The sequence below is a fragment of the Gordonia sp. NPDC127522 genome (assembly GCF_042672305.1).
Taxonomy (GTDB): domain Bacteria; phylum Actinomycetota; class Actinomycetes; order Mycobacteriales; family Mycobacteriaceae; genus Gordonia; species Gordonia hongkongensis.
This window is the reverse complement of record NZ_JBHXVK010000004.1, coordinates 79,191-94,326: the sequence shown is the minus strand read 5'-3', so window position 1 is coordinate 94,326 and position 15,136 is coordinate 79,191. Positions and strand designations below refer to the sequence as shown.

Annotated in this window: 14 protein-coding genes; 4 read left to right on the top strand and 10 right to left on the bottom strand. The window is 69.6% G+C overall.

Annotated elements, in window-relative coordinates:
* Window positions 1-12 precede the first annotated feature (12 nt).
* The 8 genes from ACFVHY_RS10780 to ACFVHY_RS10745 all read right to left on the bottom strand — a co-directional run bounded on the left by ACFVHY_RS10780 (window position 13) and on the right by ACFVHY_RS10745 (window position 7,799).
* Window positions 13-1,029 (bottom strand): vitamin-B12 independent methionine synthase, encoded by a 1,017-nt coding sequence (locus tag ACFVHY_RS10780; protein ID WP_065632682.1) that lies wholly within the window; start codon window positions 1,027-1,029, stop codon window positions 13-15.
* Window positions 1,026-2,144, bottom strand: coding sequence for a tRNA 2-thiouridine(34) synthase MnmA (gene mnmA, locus ACFVHY_RS10775; protein WP_390271631.1), 1,119 nt, complete (start codon window positions 2,142-2,144; stop codon window positions 1,026-1,028). Before mnmA ends, ACFVHY_RS10780 begins: the two co-directional genes overlap by 4 nt.
* A complete protein-coding gene (locus tag ACFVHY_RS10770) occupies window positions 2,144-3,364 on the bottom strand; it encodes a cysteine desulfurase family protein (RefSeq protein ID WP_390271629.1) in 1,221 nt (406 codons plus the stop codon). The genes mnmA and ACFVHY_RS10770 overlap by 1 nt, the downstream gene beginning before the upstream one ends.
* Before the next feature lie 69 nt (window positions 3,365-3,433).
* On the bottom strand, window positions 3,434-3,913 hold the full coding sequence (locus ACFVHY_RS10765; protein ID WP_159371154.1) for a DUF4334 domain-containing protein: 480 nt from the start codon (window positions 3,911-3,913) through the stop codon (window positions 3,434-3,436).
* A 63-nt stretch (window positions 3,914-3,976) separates the two neighbouring features.
* Window positions 3,977-4,921 carry a lysophospholipid acyltransferase family protein gene (locus ACFVHY_RS10760; RefSeq protein WP_390271627.1) on the bottom strand — a complete coding sequence of 315 codons (945 nt, stop codon included), beginning with the start codon at window positions 4,919-4,921 and terminating at the stop codon, window positions 3,977-3,979.
* Complete coding sequence (locus tag ACFVHY_RS10755; protein ID WP_159371951.1) at window positions 4,918-5,904, bottom strand: GNAT family N-acetyltransferase; 987 nt, start codon at window positions 5,902-5,904, stop codon at window positions 4,918-4,920. Before ACFVHY_RS10755 ends, ACFVHY_RS10760 begins: the two co-directional genes overlap by 4 nt.
* Before the next feature lie 99 nt (window positions 5,905-6,003).
* Window positions 6,004-6,960 (bottom strand): electron transfer flavoprotein subunit alpha/FixB family protein, encoded by a 957-nt coding sequence (locus tag ACFVHY_RS10750; RefSeq protein ID WP_390271625.1) that lies wholly within the window; start codon window positions 6,958-6,960, stop codon window positions 6,004-6,006.
* A gap of 53 nt (window positions 6,961-7,013) precedes the next feature.
* On the bottom strand, window positions 7,014-7,799 hold the full coding sequence (locus tag ACFVHY_RS10745; protein WP_004019278.1) for an electron transfer flavoprotein subunit beta/FixA family protein: 786 nt from the start codon (window positions 7,797-7,799) through the stop codon (window positions 7,014-7,016).
* Between the two features lie 186 nt (window positions 7,800-7,985).
* Here ACFVHY_RS10745 and ACFVHY_RS10740 point away from each other — a divergent pair, with 186 nt between their 5' ends.
* The 3 genes from ACFVHY_RS10740 to ACFVHY_RS10730 are packed head-to-tail and all read left to right on the top strand — an operon-like array spanning window position 7,986 to window position 11,622.
* A complete protein-coding gene (locus ACFVHY_RS10740) occupies window positions 7,986-8,804 on the top strand; it encodes a class I SAM-dependent methyltransferase (RefSeq protein ID WP_390271623.1) in 819 nt (272 codons plus the stop codon).
* Window positions 8,805-8,806: 2 nt separating this feature from the next.
* Window positions 8,807-10,369, top strand: a complete 1,563-nt coding sequence (locus ACFVHY_RS10735) for a 1,4-alpha-glucan branching protein domain-containing protein (RefSeq protein ID WP_390271621.1) — start codon at window positions 8,807-8,809, stop codon at window positions 10,367-10,369.
* Window positions 10,366-11,622 carry a glycosyltransferase family 4 protein gene (locus ACFVHY_RS10730; RefSeq protein WP_390271619.1) on the top strand — a complete coding sequence of 419 codons (1,257 nt, stop codon included), beginning with the start codon at window positions 10,366-10,368 and terminating at the stop codon, window positions 11,620-11,622. Before ACFVHY_RS10735 ends, ACFVHY_RS10730 begins: the two co-directional genes overlap by 4 nt.
* On the opposite strand, the gene ACFVHY_RS10725 is transcribed toward ACFVHY_RS10730, so the two are convergent.
* Window positions 11,619-12,365 (bottom strand): acyltransferase, encoded by a 747-nt coding sequence (locus ACFVHY_RS10725; RefSeq protein ID WP_390271618.1) that lies wholly within the window; start codon window positions 12,363-12,365, stop codon window positions 11,619-11,621. The two genes, ACFVHY_RS10730 and ACFVHY_RS10725, sit on opposite strands and share 4 nt — an antisense overlap.
* A gap of 127 nt (window positions 12,366-12,492) precedes the next feature.
* On the opposite strand from ACFVHY_RS10725, the gene ACFVHY_RS10720 reads away from it, so the two are divergent.
* A complete protein-coding gene (locus ACFVHY_RS10720; protein WP_390271616.1) occupies window positions 12,493-13,830 on the top strand; it encodes a PQQ-binding-like beta-propeller repeat protein in 1,338 nt (445 codons plus the stop codon).
* A gap of 70 nt (window positions 13,831-13,900) precedes the next feature.
* Here the strand turns inward: ACFVHY_RS10720 and ACFVHY_RS10715 are convergent, their stop codons facing one another.
* Complete coding sequence (locus ACFVHY_RS10715; protein WP_390271614.1) at window positions 13,901-15,100, bottom strand: class I SAM-dependent methyltransferase; 1,200 nt, start codon at window positions 15,098-15,100, stop codon at window positions 13,901-13,903.
* Between the last annotated feature and the right edge of the window lie 36 nt (window positions 15,101-15,136).

Genomic DNA, 15,136 nt, shown 5'->3' with positions numbered 1-15,136 from the left:
CCGCAGGGGTTTTCAGAGCGCGGAGGGATCGCTGCCGAGCAGATGACCGGCCTCTGCGGTGATCGCCAAGGCCGTCTTGGCCCACTTCGTCGACGCCCCGGCCAGACCACAGCTCGGCGTCACGATCACGTTGTCCGACAACACTTTGCGGTCCAGCCCGATGCGGTCGGTCAGCGCGGCGAGTTCGGTCGCCACGTGTTCGGCGGCCAGCGGACGATCGGGCGCTGTCGACGGCACACGACCCGCGAGCAGGACGCCGCCGCGGTCGACGAGCATCCCGATGCCGTCGAGATCGGTCGCCGACGGTGTGGTGATGTCGATCGAATACGCAACCCCGGGAAGATGTTCGAGGAGGTCCCACCGCGGTGTGCCGCAATCGTGCAAGACCACCGGGACGCCGACGTGGTCGACGAGTTCGGTGAGTGCGCGAGCCACCTCAACCGCCGGTATCGCCCGGATGGGGTCGAAGCGGGTCAGCGGCTTCACCGTGCCGTCGATGACCTGGCCGACCATCGGTTCGTCGAGCTGGACCACCACGCGCGCACCGAGCCGGCGTTCCACCTCGGCGACGTGCTCGCGCACACCCTCCGCCGTCGACTCGACGATGTCGCGGACGGCGCCGTGGTCTTTCAGGACTCGTTGCCCGTTCGTCAGCTCGACAGATGCCGAGGTGGTGAACGGGCCGGCCACCTGAACCTTGAAGGTGCGGCCGGTACCGATGAAACCCGCTGTCTCCCAGAGTTCCTCGACGACGTCGAGGTCCTCGGCAAGCAGGTCCGCGGCGCGTCGGGCCAGGCGGGAGTGGCGTTGCGCCAGCCGGTAACCCCATGTCGCGGTGTCCATCGGCAAGTCGACGAGGATCGCCGCCATCCGGCCGATCAGATCCGCACCGATACCGCGCGCGGGCAGTTCGACGAGGTGGGCGAGATCGAGTTCCCCGTTCACCACCGCGGCGGCCGCACGTGCGTCGGTGCCGGGCATCGACCCCACGCCGGTGCCCACTCCGGTGGGCAGTGCCGCTCCGGTCACCGAGATGCGACGACAGTCGGCTGCGATGAGGTGGTGGCGATGCGTCCGCACCCGACGACCTGGTCGCCGCGTCGGGCATCGGGCAGGTACAGCACCGCGGCCTGACCGCGGGCGACGCCGGTGAGCGGCTCCTGCAGCGCGATGTCGATGGCGGGCTCACCGTCGATCGTGGTGGCGGTCGCGCGCACCGGCGCGAGCCCGCCGTGGGCTCGTACCTGCACCATCGCGTCGAATGGTTCGTCCGGAGTGACCCCGGAGGTCCAGACCGCGCGCGTCGCGGTGATGCGCCAGACCTGCAGATCGGCTGCCGTCCCGACCGTCACCGTTCCCGAATCCGGGTCGATCTCGGTGACGTAGCGGGGCTTGCCGTCGGCGGCCGGCGCCTCGACCCCCAGGCCCTTGCGCTGCCCGATGGTGAAACCGTGGACCCCGTCGTGCTCGGCGAGGCGCTCGCCCGACGTCGCGTCCACGATCGCGCCCGGCCGGACACCGATGCGGGCTCCGAGGAACGCGCGGGTGTCTCCGCTCGGGATGAAGCAGATGTCGTGGGAGTCCGGCTTGTCCGCGACGGCCAGGCCGCGCCGGGCCGCCTCGGCCCGGATCTCGGACTTCGGGGTGTCACCGATCGGGAACATCGCCCGCGACAGCTGATCACGCGTCAGCACGGCCAGCACATACGACTGGTCCTTGTCGGCGTCGACCGCTCGTCGCAATTCGCCGTCGGTCAGCTGCGCGTAGTGACCGGTGGCCAGCGCGTCGAAGCCGAGCGCCATCGCCTTGTCGGCGAGGGCCGCGAACTTGATCTTCTCGTTGCATGTCAGACACGGGTTCGGGGTGCGTCCGGCCGCATAGGCCTCGACGAACTCGTCGATCACATCGTCCTTGAACCGGTCGGCGAAATCCCAGACGTAGAACGGGATTCCGAGGACATCGGCGGCGCGGCGGGCGTCGGAGGCGTCCTCGCGTGAGCAGCATCCGCGCGAACCGGTGCGCAGCGCACCCGGAGCCGTCGACAACGCCAGATGAACTCCGACCACCTCGTGACCGGCCTCGACCGCCCGGGCTGCGGCGACCGCCGAGTCGACGCCGCCGCTCATCGCTGCCAGTACGCGCATCAGGAGATCCTTCCGCCGGGGACCGAGACCAGGCCGGCCGCCCGCGCCCGGTCGACGACCTCGTCGATGACCGCGGCGACCGCGTCGATGTCGGCCTCGGTGGTGGTGTGGCCGAGGGAGAACCGCAGCGATGACCGCGCGTCGGCCATGTCCAGGCCCATCGCCAGGAGGACATGGCTGGCCTGGGCGACCCCGGCGGTGCAGGCCGATCCGGTGGAACACTCGACGCCCTTGGCGTCGAGGAGCATGAGCAGCGAGTCACCCTCGCAGCCGGCGAACGACACGTGCACGTTCCCCGGGAGGCGACGATCGCCGTCGGCACCGTTGCGCACCGTTCCGTCGACGCCGAGGAGAATGTCGGTCAGCCGGGTCTGCAGGGCGCGGACGTGTGCGGTGTTCTCGTCGAGGTGCTCGACGCACCACGACAGTGCGGCGGCCATGCCGGCCGCACCGGCGACGTCCTGGGTTCCCGAGCGCACGTCGCGTTCGTGGCCGCCGCCGTGCAGCAGCGGCACGCACCCGACGTCGCGACCCAGCAGCAGGGCGCCGACACCCTGCGGCCCGCCGAACTTGTGGGCGGTCAGGCTGAGCGCCGAGAGGCCGCTCGCGGCGAAATCCACCGGCAGATGGCCGACGGCCTGGATCGCGTCGGAATGCACTGGGACGCCGTATTCGGACCCGACCGCGGCGAGCTCGGCGATCGGCTGGATCGAGCCGACCTCGTTGTTGGCCCACATCAGCGAGATGAGAGCGGTCTCGGCGGCGTGCTCCTCGAGCTCCGCGCGCAGGTCGGCGGGCGAGACGACGCCGTCGGCGTCGACCGGGAGCAGGACGAGCTCGGCGCCGGCCTGCTCGGCCAGCCACTGCGCGGGGTCGAGGACGGCGTGATGTTCGATCGCCGAGGTGATGATCCGGCGACGGCGGGGGTCGGCGTTCCGCTGTGCCCAGTAGATCCCCTTGACCGCCAGGTTGTCGGCCTCGGTGCCGCCGCCGGTGAAGACGACCTCGGAGGGCCGGGCACCGACCGCCGCGGCGATGGCCTCGCGGGCCTCCTCGAGCCGACGACGTGCGGTGCGACCGGATCCGTGCAGCGACGAGGCGTTACCCGGCTGCGCGAAGACGGCCGTCATCGCCTCGACGGCTTCGGGCAGCATTTGCGTCGAAGCGGCGTGGTCGAGGTAGACAGGCGCCTTCACGGGCGGTCGGCTTGGCACGGGCATCGCTAGCAAGGATAAACGCGCGTAGGTCGCCGACAAATTCCGCGATCGGACGCGGAACGACAGCCCGCCTCAGACCCGCTCGAGGTAGAAGTACAAGTGACGGCCGTCGATGACTCCGCCTTTGCCGTTCATGATCCCCATCACCGTGGTGTCGTCGACGCGCTTGAAGTGGTCGATGACCGGCTGACCGTCGTAGACCATCGACGCGGTGATTTCGCCGCGGAACTCGATCGCCCACAGGCTGGCCTCGCCCTTGCCGAGTGTGGTGTTGGAGTAGAGGTTGCCGTTCTCGTCGCGGCACACCAGCGGTTGGACGTCGCTGCGTGAGGTGAACGTCTTGCCGAACCAGTTGGCCTTGGCGAGCGCGCCGTTGATGGCGTGCCCGGTGGTGAACTCGCCGCCCTTCCATGCGCCGAGCATCTCCTCGGGCCGCAGCGGCGACAGCCCCGCCCACACGGTGTCTAGGTCGGCGTCGTCGACCCGGCCGTCAACGTCCCGGAGTTCGAAGAACTTGGCGCGCGCGGCTTCTCGGGTCTGAGTGGACGTCATCGTCGGCCTCCTGGAGGTACGCGGTTGATCGTCCGCAGAGCTGCGGACGGCTACCGGAGAAACCTATATCAGGGAACGGGTGATGTCACTTTCCGCGGCTGTGAACCGCCCCGCCACAACGCGCTCACACCGACGCGCCAGCTCGCGACGATCTGCGCCGGGTTCCTCGGGCGGGTGGATGACCATCGTCACGACGAGACCACGCGCCCGCAGGACCCGCCGCAGCGTGTCGGCCGGGGTGTCGGCGCCGATGAAACTCGGTGCCGTCGCCGTGGCCCCGTCGCTGCCGACGAAACGCAACCTCACCGGCACGACCGGCACGTCCGCATCGATCGCGGCCTGGAAGAACGCAGGTCGGAATGCACCGGCCGAGCGGCCGCAGTACGTGGTGCCCTCGGGGAACACGATCACCGACGAGTCGCGGTGCAGCCGCCCGGCCACGTCGCCGACCGTCCCCGGCAGACCGCGGAGTGTGCCGCGGTCGACGGCGATGACGCCGAACCGGCGCGCGAGGGACGACACCACCGGCATCCCGACGACATCGGATTTGGCCACCACGTCAGCAGGGCTGATCAGCGCGAGCGCCAAGACGTCGAGGAACGAGATGTGATTGGCGACCACGAGTCCGGCGCGGGTCGGGCCACCGCGCCGGTCCTCGACGCGGACGGCGATGCCCAGGGCCGCCAGCAGCGCACCCGACGCGGATCGACGCAGGGGACGCGGCGGACGACGACGCAGCCGCGCCACCGCCCCGGTGGTCAGCGCCGCCCAGACGATCCACACCACGACCACGACGAGTCGGCACAGACGCCACGCGACGATCGTCGCGCCGAAGACCGCGTCGAACCGCCCGGCCCGCGGTGCACCGATGCAACCGTCGCCACAGGTGCTGATCGGGAACCACGGGTGCGCGAGCGCGCCGGCCGGGCGGGCAGGCGGACACGCGGCGTGTTCGCGTCGGGGACGCTCGGAGCGAGGTCCGACCGGACCGACCAGCAGGGCGGTCATCGTGCCGCGCCCCCGGGCTCCGGAGTGGCGTCCGCGCGGGCCGAACCCAGCCGTCGGGCACTCGATCGCAGCCGGTCGAGGTATCGCTTGTTGGCACCTTCGCGGTCGAGCAGGGTCAGGAAGTCCGCGACGTCGAAGACGTCGTCGACCGCCGGCTCGCCACAGATGCGGGCGCCGAGGCGGAGGTATCCACGCATCAGCGCCGGCATCGCGACCGTGTCGGACGGCACGATGTCGTCGAGCAGGCGTCCGCCGATGCGCGCCGGTGCCAGCGGGTGGGCACGTCGCTCGGGGTCCTGGTGGTCGTCCCGCAGACGATCGCGCAGGGCGCGCAGCGACGACCCCGGCAGCCATTCACCCGGCGTGTGCAGGGGCACCGACACACAGCCCATCAGGTATCGCAGGTCGGCGTCGTCCATGTACTGCAGCAGCGCCGCCCACATCAGCGCGGTGACCGACCCGTCGCGGTACTCGGAGTGGACACACGCCCGACCCAATTCGACGGTGGCGGAGACGATGTCGTTCATCTCGCGGAGGTCGAACTCGGTGGCCGAGTACCAGCCGCCGGCGGCGATCGCCCGCGCCGGGGAGAGCAGGCGCGCACACCCGACGACCCCGTCGTCGGCGTGGCGGACGATGAGGTGCTCGCAGAAGGCGTCGAACCGGTCGGCGTCCCGTCCGGTGACCGCGTCACCGATGCGGTTGGAGAAGCCGGGTTCGTCGGCGAAGACGCGATACCGCAGTTCCTGGGCGGCGACGATGTCGGCGGGATCGTCGGACACGAGGACCCGGATGGGCCCCGCGGTGAGCAGGGTCGTCGGCACGGCCCGCGAGAACCGAGCGCGCGCGACATGGCTGGTGCGGACTGGCGACTGCATGGCGTTCATGACTCGAATGGAAACGAGACCGGGCATCGGCAGGACCACCGCAGCGTGTCGTGTCGGTGCGGGTTCGATGAACTCGGGCCGCCATCGGATGAACAGGCCTCGCCACGGCCACCTGCGGGTGAACGACCCCCGAACGCACGGTGACCCCGACGGGGAGTCGGGGGTCACCGGGTCCTGCAGTTGATCAGCTCATGATCACTTGCGCTTCTTGACCTCTTCGGTCAGCTGCGGCGCAACGTTGAACAGGTCGCCGACAACGCCGTAGTCGGCGATCTCGAAGATCGGGGCCTCTTCGTCCTTGTTGACAGCCACGATCGTCTTCGAGGTCTGCATGCCGGCGCGGTGCTGGATGGCGCCCGAGATGCCCAGGGCGACGTACAGCTGCGGCGACACGGTCTTACCGGTCTGACCGACCTGGAACTGACCGGGGTAGTAACCGGAGTCGACGGCCGCGCGCGAAGCGCCCACGGCGGCACCGAGCACGTCGGCGAGTTCTTCGACGACGGAGAACTTCTCGGCGCTGCCGACACCGCGACCACCCGAGACGACGATCGACGCCTCGGTCAGCTCGGGACGATCGCCGCCGACGTTCGGCTCGACCTTGGTGATCTTGACCGCGGCCTCTTCCTGAGCCGGGACCTCGACGTCGACACGCTCGCCGGCGCCGGCCTGCGGCGCGGCCTCGACGCCACCGGGGCGGATCGAGAAGACCGGGACCTCACCCTTGGCCTGGGCGTCGACGGTGTAGGCGCCACCGAAGATGGAGTGGATGCCCACGCCGCCTTCCTTGACGTCGACGATGTCGGCGAGGACGCCAGAGCCGAGGCGCACGGCCAAGCGGCCGGCGATCTCCTTGCCGTCGGCGGTGGCCGCGACGAGGATGCCGGCCGGCGAGGCGGTCTCGGCGATCGAGGCCAGCACGTCGACCTGCGGGGTGATGAGGTAGCTACCCGCATCGTCGGACTCGGCGACGTAGATCTTCTCCGCGCCGGCCTCCTTGAGTCCGTCGAGGATGCCGTCGGCCGAGCCGGGCTTGCCGACGACGACCGCCGACGGGGTGCCGAGTGCGCGGGCGGCGGTGATGAGCTCGCTGGTGACCTTCTTCAGGGCGCCTTCGGCGTCCTGTTCCACGAGAACGAGTACTTCTGCCATGGTGGTTTTCTCCTGAATGTCTGGGGGTTCGCCGGTGGTCTGCGTGGAGAAGGTCAGATGATCTTCTGGCCGACCAGGTACTCGGCGACCTTGGTGCCGCCGTCGCCTTCGTCGGTGACGCGCTCGCCCGCGGTCTTCGGCGGCTTCGGGGTGTTCGCCGTCACGACCGAGCCGGCGTTCTCCAGGCCCACATCGCTTGCCTCGACGTCGATCTCGGCGAGGGTCAGGACGGTGACCTCCTTCTTCTTGGCGGCCATGATGCCCTTGAAGGAGGGGAAGCGCGGTTCGTTGATCTTCTCGTTCACGCTGACGATGGCCGGCAGGCTGGCCTCGACGTGGAAGATGCCGTCGTCGGTCTCCCGCTCGCCCTTGAGGGTCTCGCCCTCCAGGGTCAGCTTGCGCAGGTGGGTCAGGTGCGGGAGCTCGAGGTACTCGGCGATCATGGCCGGGATGGCGCCGACGCGACCGTCGGTGGCCTCGTTGCCGGCGATGACCAGCTCGACACCCTCGACCGTGCCGAGCGCCCGGGCCAGCACGTAGGCGGTCTGGACCGCGTCCGAGCCGTGCATGAGGTCGTCCTTGATGTGGATCGCCTTGTCGGCGCCCATGGACAGGGCCTTGCGGATGGCGTCGGTGGCGCGCTCGGGACCCGCCGTCAGGATGGTGACCTCACCGCCGTCGGCCTCCTTGATCTTCAGCGCTTCCTCGACGGCGCGCTCGTTGATCTCGTCCAGGACGGCGTCGGCGGCCTCACGGTCCAGGGTGTAGTCGTCGTCGGACAACTTGCGCTCGGACCATGTGTCGGGAACCTGCTTGATCAGTACGACAATGTTTGTCATGGGTCTACGTCGACCTCCTGCATCGGGTTCGGCAACTTACCGGCGGGTAAGGCCATGGGTCCCCACCACTTTAGCGTCTCCTATGTTTCCACTAAACATCGACTACCTCACACAATGCGCGCTACCGTTCGCTCGCTCGGTACGACGGCCCCGGCGGCCGCCGGGGCATGCCCTACTCTCTGTCAGATGACTGACGCAGACCTCGGATCGTCGCGCGGGACGGCAACCACTGGTCTCGAGGCGCTCGACACCGACCAGCAATTGGCGTTGACCGGCGAGCGGACGGTCCCGGGGATTCCCGCCGAGAACTACTGGTTCCGGCGCCACGAGATCGCCTACCGCCACATCGCCGACCGGTGCGCGGGCCACGACGTCCTCGAAGCCGGCTCCGGCGAGGGGTACGGCGCCGCGATGATCGCCGACGCCGGGGCGTCGTCGGTGGTCTGCGTCGACTACGACGCCGCCGCGGTCGAACACACCCGACGCCGCTATCCCGAGCTCGTCGTCCACCAGGGCAACCTCGTCGACCTCCCGCTCGCCGACGCCTCGGTCGACATCGTGGTCAACTTCCAGGTCATCGAACACCTCTGGGATCAGCCGCGATTCGTCGCCGAATGCCACCGCGTGCTGCGTCCGGGCGGGGTCCTGCTGATGTCGACGCCCAACCGCATCACCTTCTCCCCCGGTCGCGACACACCACTCAACCCGTTCCACACCCGTGAACTCGACGCGGCCGAACTCACCGAACTGCTTCTCGACGGCGGCTTCGTGATCGACGCGATGTGGGGAGTCGTGCACGGACCGCGCCTTCGCGCGCTGGACACCAGATGGGGCGGTTCGCTCATCGACGCCCAGATCGAGCGTGCGCTCGCCGGCGAGCCCTGGCCGGACGAATTGGCCGCGGATGTCGCCGGCGTCGTCGCCGCGGACTTCGATGTCGTCGATTCCGGCGTGTACGACATCGACGACTCGCTCGACCTGTTCGCCGTCGCGTTGCGGGGCTGAGGGTGACCACCCGCACCGAACCCGTCCCGGGCCAGTTCACGCTGGTCCTGCACTCGCATCTGCCGTGGCTGGCCAATCACGGCCGTTGGCCGGTCGGCGAGGAATGGCTGTATCAGTCGTGGGCCGCGTCGTACCTGCCGCTGTTCGACATGCTCGGGCGGCTGGCCGCCGACGGTTTCAGCGACCAGCTCTCCCTCGGGATCACGCCGGTGCTGGCCGCGCAGCTCGACGATCCGCACTGTGCGTCGTCGATGTACGAGTGGCTCGCCGACTGGCAGCTCCGGGCCACGCAGGCGGCGATGTCCCGCGACGCCGACCGAGCCGCGGCAGGCCGCCGTGAGTACCTCGACGCCCAGCGCGCGCTGGACACCTTTGCCTCCCGATGGCGTCACGGCGCGTCGCCACTGATCCGCGGACTGGCCTCGAGCGGCGTCGTCGAGATCCTGGGCGGGCCCCTGGCCCACCCGTTCGCGCCGCTGCTCGACCCGCGACTGCGCCGGTTCTCGCTGACCGAGGGGCTCGCGGACGCCCATGCGCGGTGGGGTTTCCACCCGACCGGGATCTGGGCACCCGAGTGCGCCTTCGCGCCGGGGATGGAAACGGAGTACGACCGTGCGGGCGTGCGCCACTTCATGGTCGACGGGCCCGCCTTGCACGGCGACACCGCGCTGGGACGCCCCGTCGGCGACAGCGCCGTCGTCGCCTACGGACGCGACCTGACGGTGAGTTATCGCGTCTGGTCGCCGAAATCGGGCTATCCGGGTCACGGCGCCTATCGGGATTTCCACACCTACGACCACGAGACCGGACTCAAGCGATTCCGGGTCACCGGCCGGACCGTGTCCGGGCAGGACAAGAAGCCCTACGACCCGGCGCGCGTCGACGCGGTTGTCGACCGGCACGTCGAGGACTTCGTCGCGCACGTGCGACAGCGCCTCGTCGACGAGTCCGCGCGGATCGGCCGGCCCGCGCTGGTGGTCGCCGCGTTCGACACCGAACTGTTCGGGCACTGGTGGCATGAGGGTCCGGTCTGGCTGGAACGGGTCCTGCGACGCCTGCCCGAGGTCGGGGTCACCGTCGGGACACTCGCAGGCGCAACGCAGGCCGGGCTCGTCGGCGCGCCCATCGACCTCCCCAGGTCGTCGTGGGGGTCGGGTAAGGACTGGCGCGTGTGGAACGGCCCGGCCGTGCAGCACCTGGTCGACCTGAACGCCGAGGTCACCGAGACGGCGCTGGATGCGGTCGCCAAGCTGCGGCAGCAAGGGAACTCACGCAGCCGGGTCGCCGATCAGATCGTGCGCGAGGCGTTGCTGACCGTGTCCTCGGACTGGCCGTTCATGGTGTCGAAGGACACCGCGGCCCAGTACGCTGTGTCGCGAGCTCACACGCATGCGCATGCCACCCGCGAGATCAGCGACGCGGCGATGCGGGGCCGCGACGACGCAGCCGAGACGCTCGCCGCCGCCTGGGCGCGTGCCGACAATCTCTTTCCCGCACTCGATGCGCGCCGGCTGCACACGGCTCTGACCGCCGACCGGGTCGGTGTCGAGGGGGGAATCCGATGAAGGTGTTGTTCGTGTCGTGGGAGTACCCGCCGGTGGTGGTGGGCGGACTCGGCCGGCACGTCCATCACCTCGCCACCGAGATGGCCGCCGCCGGGCACGACGTGGTCGTGCTGACCCGGCGTCCGTCGGGGACGGATGCGGTGACTCATCCGACGACGGACACCGTCGTGGAAGGTGTCCGGGTTCTGGCCGTCGCCGAGGACCCGCCGGAGTTCGAGTTCGGGCAGGACATGATGGCCTGGACGCTGGCCATGGGGCATGCGTTCGTGCGGGCGGGACTTCGGATTACGCACGGCGGGGGGTGGGTGCCGGAGGTCGTGCACGCGCATGATTGGCTGGTCGCCCACCCGGCCATCGCGCTGGCCGAGTTCTTCGATGTGCCATTGGTTTCCACGATCCACGCGACGGAGGCCGGGCGGCACAGCGGCTGGGTGAGCGGTCGGACGAACCGGCAGGTGCATTCGGTCGAGTGGTGGCTGGTGTCCGAATCCGATGCTCTCATCACGTGTTCGGCGTCGATGCGCGACGAGGTGAACCGACTGTTCGGCTACGACGCCACCGACATCACGGTGATCCACAACGGCATCGACATCCGTACGTGGCCGTTCGCCGAACGCGCTCGAACGGGCGGTCCGGCCGAGCTGCTGTTCGCGGGTCGGCTCGAATACGAGAAGGGCGTGCAGGATCTGCTCGCGGCTCTCCCCCGGATCCGGCGCAGCCATCCGGGTACGACGCTGACGATCGCCGGTGACGGCACCCAGCGAGACTGGCTGATGGAGCAGGCGCGCAAGCATCGGGTCGGCAAGGCGGTGCGGTTCGTCGGCCCGGTCGACCACACCGAGCTGGTGACGCTGATGCACCGCTGCGACGCCATCGTGCTGCCGAGTCGCTACGAGCCGTTCGGGATCGTGGCGCTGGAGGCGGCGGCGACCGGCGTGCCCTTGATCGTGTCCACGGCCGGGGGTCTGGGTGAGGCGGTTCGCGAGCCGGACACCGGGCTGACGTTCGAGCCCGCGGATGTCGCCGGTCTGGCCGCGGCGGTCCGGGCCACGCTGTCCGATCCGGGCGCGGCCGCGCAGCGAGCACTGCGGGCCCGGGCGCGGCTCACCGCGGAGTTCTCCTGGGCCGAGGTCGCCGAGCGCACCGCGAGCGTGCACCTCGCCGCGAAGCGTCGGGTCCGGCACGCGATCGGACGGCCCGACATCCCGGAACGTCCGCTGCCAGAACGGGACCCGGGCCAGCCCAGCGACTAGTCCCGCTCGGCCGCGGCCTTCTTCCGTTCGATGTCGGCGAGGGCGCGTTCGAGTTCGGCGCGTTCGGCGGCGTTCGACGCCCAGTCGTCCATCCGGTTCTTGACCACCCGGGCGGGGGCGCCGACCGCGATGGCGTAGTCGGGGATGACGCCCTTGACCACCGCGTGCGAGCCCAGCACGCATCCTCGCCCGACGATGGTGTTGCGCAGCACCGACACCTTGGCCGCGACCCACGTGTCCGGCCCGATGCGCACCGGGCCCTTCACGATGCCCTGGTCTTTGATCGGCAGCGTGATGTCGTCCATCTTGTGGTCGAAGTCGCAGATGTAGCACCAGTCGGCGATGAGGGTGGAACCGCCGATCTCGAGGTCGAGGTAGGAGTTCACCACGTTGTTGCAGCCGAAGACGGTCTTGTCGCCGATGCGGAGGCTGCCCTCGTGGCAGCGGATGGAGTTGCCGTCGCCGATGTGGACCCAGCGACCGATCTCCATGCGCGCGAGTTCCGGCGTCGCGTGGATCTCGACGTGGCGCCCGAGGAACACCATGCCCCGCAGCACGATGTGCGGATTGGCCAGGCGGAACCGCGCCAGGCGGTAGTAGCGCACGAGGTACCACGGTGTGTACGCCCGGTTGCGTCTGATCCAGCGCAGCGAGTCCAGCGTGAGAAAACGCGCCTGGCCGGGGTCGCGGCGTCGGCCGGCGCGCCGGCGGGACCGGTACGACGCATTCCACATGGTGGTCATGACCAGAAACCCTAATCGACGCGATTTTCGCGCACGATAGGCTCACTGCTGGCGCGGAGGGTGCCGTTCGATGGCATGCCCGGCGCCTGGACACGACGCAGAACAGGGCACGACGACGAGGAGCAGGATGGCTTTGGCACGACCGCAGGTGTCTCGACGCCGCCGATCCGCGCTGACCCGCCTGCTCGTCGCGCTGACGGCCGTGTGCTCGATGGCGTTCGCCGCCTGCTCGGACGGCCACATCGACGTCCGCTCCGTGCCGAGCGTCGGCTGGCCCAGCTACGGGGGCGTCCCGGGCAACGCCAACTTCGCGTATGCCGATGTGCCGGAGGACCTCACGCTGAGCTGGACACGGCCGACCGGCGGCCCGGTCACCGCGCCGGTGACGATCTCCGGCAAGGGGAACGTGGGCGTGACGTCGAATGCGGCGCAGGGATGCAACGTGCTCGTGCTCGACAGCCGCTCCGGACGCAAGAACTTCTGCAAGGACATGCGGGCCGGTGTCGAGATCAACGCGATGCTCGTCGATCAGTACGACCAGCCCTATCTCGGCGAGGAGACGACCTTCCTCGCCTTCAATGCCGGCGGCGCCATCCGCTGGCGGGCCGGCGTGATCGGGGTACCGCTGTCGGCGAAGTTCGCGGCCCCGAACGAGGTGCTGGTCGCCACCACACAGGGTCAGATCCTGCTGATCGACACCCAGCGCAACGAACTCCTCGCGCCTGAGGTGAGACTGCGCGACGACGCCGACCCCGCGCAACCGCTCCGCGGCTTCGGCGACTGCGTGAGCAACGGGCCGCAGTGCGCGATCCCCGCCCCCGCTGCCGTCGACACCGAACGAGAACGCTTCTTCCTCAACTTCTTTCCCCAGGGAGCAGCGACGTCGCAGATCCGCGCGATGAAGTACGGCGCCGTTGCCGGGAACCGCGAAGTCCGGACCGCGTGGCAGGCCGACGTCCCCAGCGGCGTCATCGGGACCCCGACGCTCTCGGCCGACGGCGCGACCGTCTATGCGTTCTCGCGCGACGGCAAGATCGTCGCCCTGAACGCCGAGGACGGATCGACGCGGTGGACCTACGACATCGGCGGCCACGGATTCGCGACGATGACCGTCTCCCCGGACGGTCTGATCATCCCGACCGGTTCGCTCGGCGCCCCGCTGACCCTGCTGCGTGATCGGGGCGATGGTGCCGAACAGGTCTGGCAGCGCACCGATCTGGCGACGGTGAGCCTGTCCGCCTTGACCCAGCAGCAGACCGCGTGGACGGTCGCCCGCGATCCCGGCAAGGACTCCCTGTCCCTGGTCGAGGTGTCCACGACCGACGGCGCGACGAAACGGACTCTGCCGCTGCCGAATTCGCGCGGTTTCGCGACCGGCGTCTCGGTGTCCTACTCCGGACAGATCGCGACCGCGACCAATCTCGGCGAGGTGTACTTCTTCGACAGCAAGGCCGATCTCGAGTAGGTGTTCGTAGAGTGCGGGATCCGTGCCGGAAACCGATACCGATCCCGCACTCTACGTGATCGGGTTCGTTTCAGAACCGGACGCCCGGCTCACAGATGAACGCGACACCCTTGCGCCCGATCCGGGTCAGCACCACCGACAACGGCCGGGAGCCCTTGAGCTTGAGCTTCTTCCGCAATCGGTCGGGGTCGACGTCGAGTCCGCGGACGAGGATCTCGAGGGGGCCGCAGTCGAGCGCCGCGAGCGCCTTCCGGAGTGCCTTCTCGGTCACGCCCGTCTGCTCGATCACCCGGAACCCGCGGGCGCCGTCGGGGACGGAATCACCAGTGAGATAGGCGATCTGCGGATCGAGTTGCCAGAGCCCGGACCGGCGGGCGTAGTGCTTGACCAGCCCGGCGCGCACAATCGCCCCGTCCGGGTCGACGATCCACTCCCCCGCCTCGCCGGCCGGCACGTCGTCGTCCTCGCGGTCGGTGACCTCGACCTCGGCGACCGTTCCGTCGGCGCGGGTGCGGAGCACGGTGGCTCGACGGCCGGGCTTCACACCCGGGCCCGTCCACAGGCACGCCTCGCGCACGCCGCCGTCGAGTGAGGTGACCTGGACCTCGCCGTCGAAGCCATAGCGGTTTCGCAGCATCTGATGATCCAGTCCGGGAGCGCATTTCACGATGAGCGTGCGGCCGGGGTAGGTCGTCAGCAGCTCGAACAGCGGTGGGGTCAGCTGGTCGAGCCGGAAGATGCGGCCCGCGTCCGATCGCCGCGCGGGATCGGCGAGGAGCACGTCCGCAGTCGAGGTCGGGGTGAGCGCGTCCGCGACCAGCAGCGTCGCGTCGGGCACGTTGGAACGCGCCATCGCGAGCCGGACCCGGTCGATGTCGCTGCCGATGACTCCGGATATTCCGTTGGCACGCACCAGCTCTCGTAGCTCCGCCCCGATCGAACAGGTCAGATCGTGCACCACGGACGCCGGGAATCGCTCCGCGATCTCGGCGGCGCGATGCGCGGCGACCACCGACGCGGTCGCCTGCTGCAGGGCGTCGTCGGTCAGCAGGAGACCCTCGGCATCGCGCAGCTTCGAGCGGGCGCGCCTACGACACTGCACCGTCTCGATCAGCGCGGCATCGTGGGGCGCGTATCGACTGCGTACCTCGGTGATGTCGGCCAGCATCGTCGACGGGGTGAGTTCGAGGCCGGACACCGTGTCGAGCGCCTTCTCGCCGTGCCGCGACCGCAGGAACGCGACGTCGTCGAGATCGAAGGAGTAGCCCATGGTCCTTGCAGGCTACCGTCGCGAGCCGCACCCCAA

Coding starts and splice junctions, on each gene's coding strand:
- mnmA (WP_390271631.1), bottom strand. CDS start 2,144: ATGCGCGTACTGGCAGCGATGAGCGGCGGCGTCGACTCGGCGGTCGCC.
- ACFVHY_RS10770 (WP_390271629.1), bottom strand. CDS start 3,364: ATGCCCGTGCCAAGCCGACCGCCCGTGAAGGCGCCTGTCTACCTCGAC.
- ACFVHY_RS10765 (WP_159371154.1), bottom strand. CDS start 3,913: ATGACGTCCACTCAGACCCGAGAAGCCGCGCGCGCCAAGTTCTTCGAA.
- ACFVHY_RS10760 (WP_390271627.1), bottom strand. CDS start 4,921: ATGACCGCCCTGCTGGTCGGTCCGGTCGGACCTCGCTCCGAGCGTCCC.
- ACFVHY_RS10750 (WP_390271625.1), bottom strand. CDS start 6,960: ATGGCAGAAGTACTCGTTCTCGTGGAACAGGACGCCGAAGGCGCCCTG.
- ACFVHY_RS10745 (WP_004019278.1), bottom strand. CDS start 7,799: ATGACAAACATTGTCGTACTGATCAAGCAGGTTCCCGACACATGGTCC.
- ACFVHY_RS10740 (WP_390271623.1), top strand. CDS start 7,986: ATGACTGACGCAGACCTCGGATCGTCGCGCGGGACGGCAACCACTGGT.
- ACFVHY_RS10730 (WP_390271619.1), top strand. CDS start 10,366: ATGAAGGTGTTGTTCGTGTCGTGGGAGTACCCGCCGGTGGTGGTGGGC.
- ACFVHY_RS10725 (WP_390271618.1), bottom strand. CDS start 12,365: ATGACCACCATGTGGAATGCGTCGTACCGGTCCCGCCGGCGCGCCGGC.
- ACFVHY_RS10720 (WP_390271616.1), top strand. CDS start 12,493: ATGGCTTTGGCACGACCGCAGGTGTCTCGACGCCGCCGATCCGCGCTG.
- ACFVHY_RS10715 (WP_390271614.1), bottom strand. CDS start 15,100: ATGGGCTACTCCTTCGATCTCGACGACGTCGCGTTCCTGCGGTCGCGG.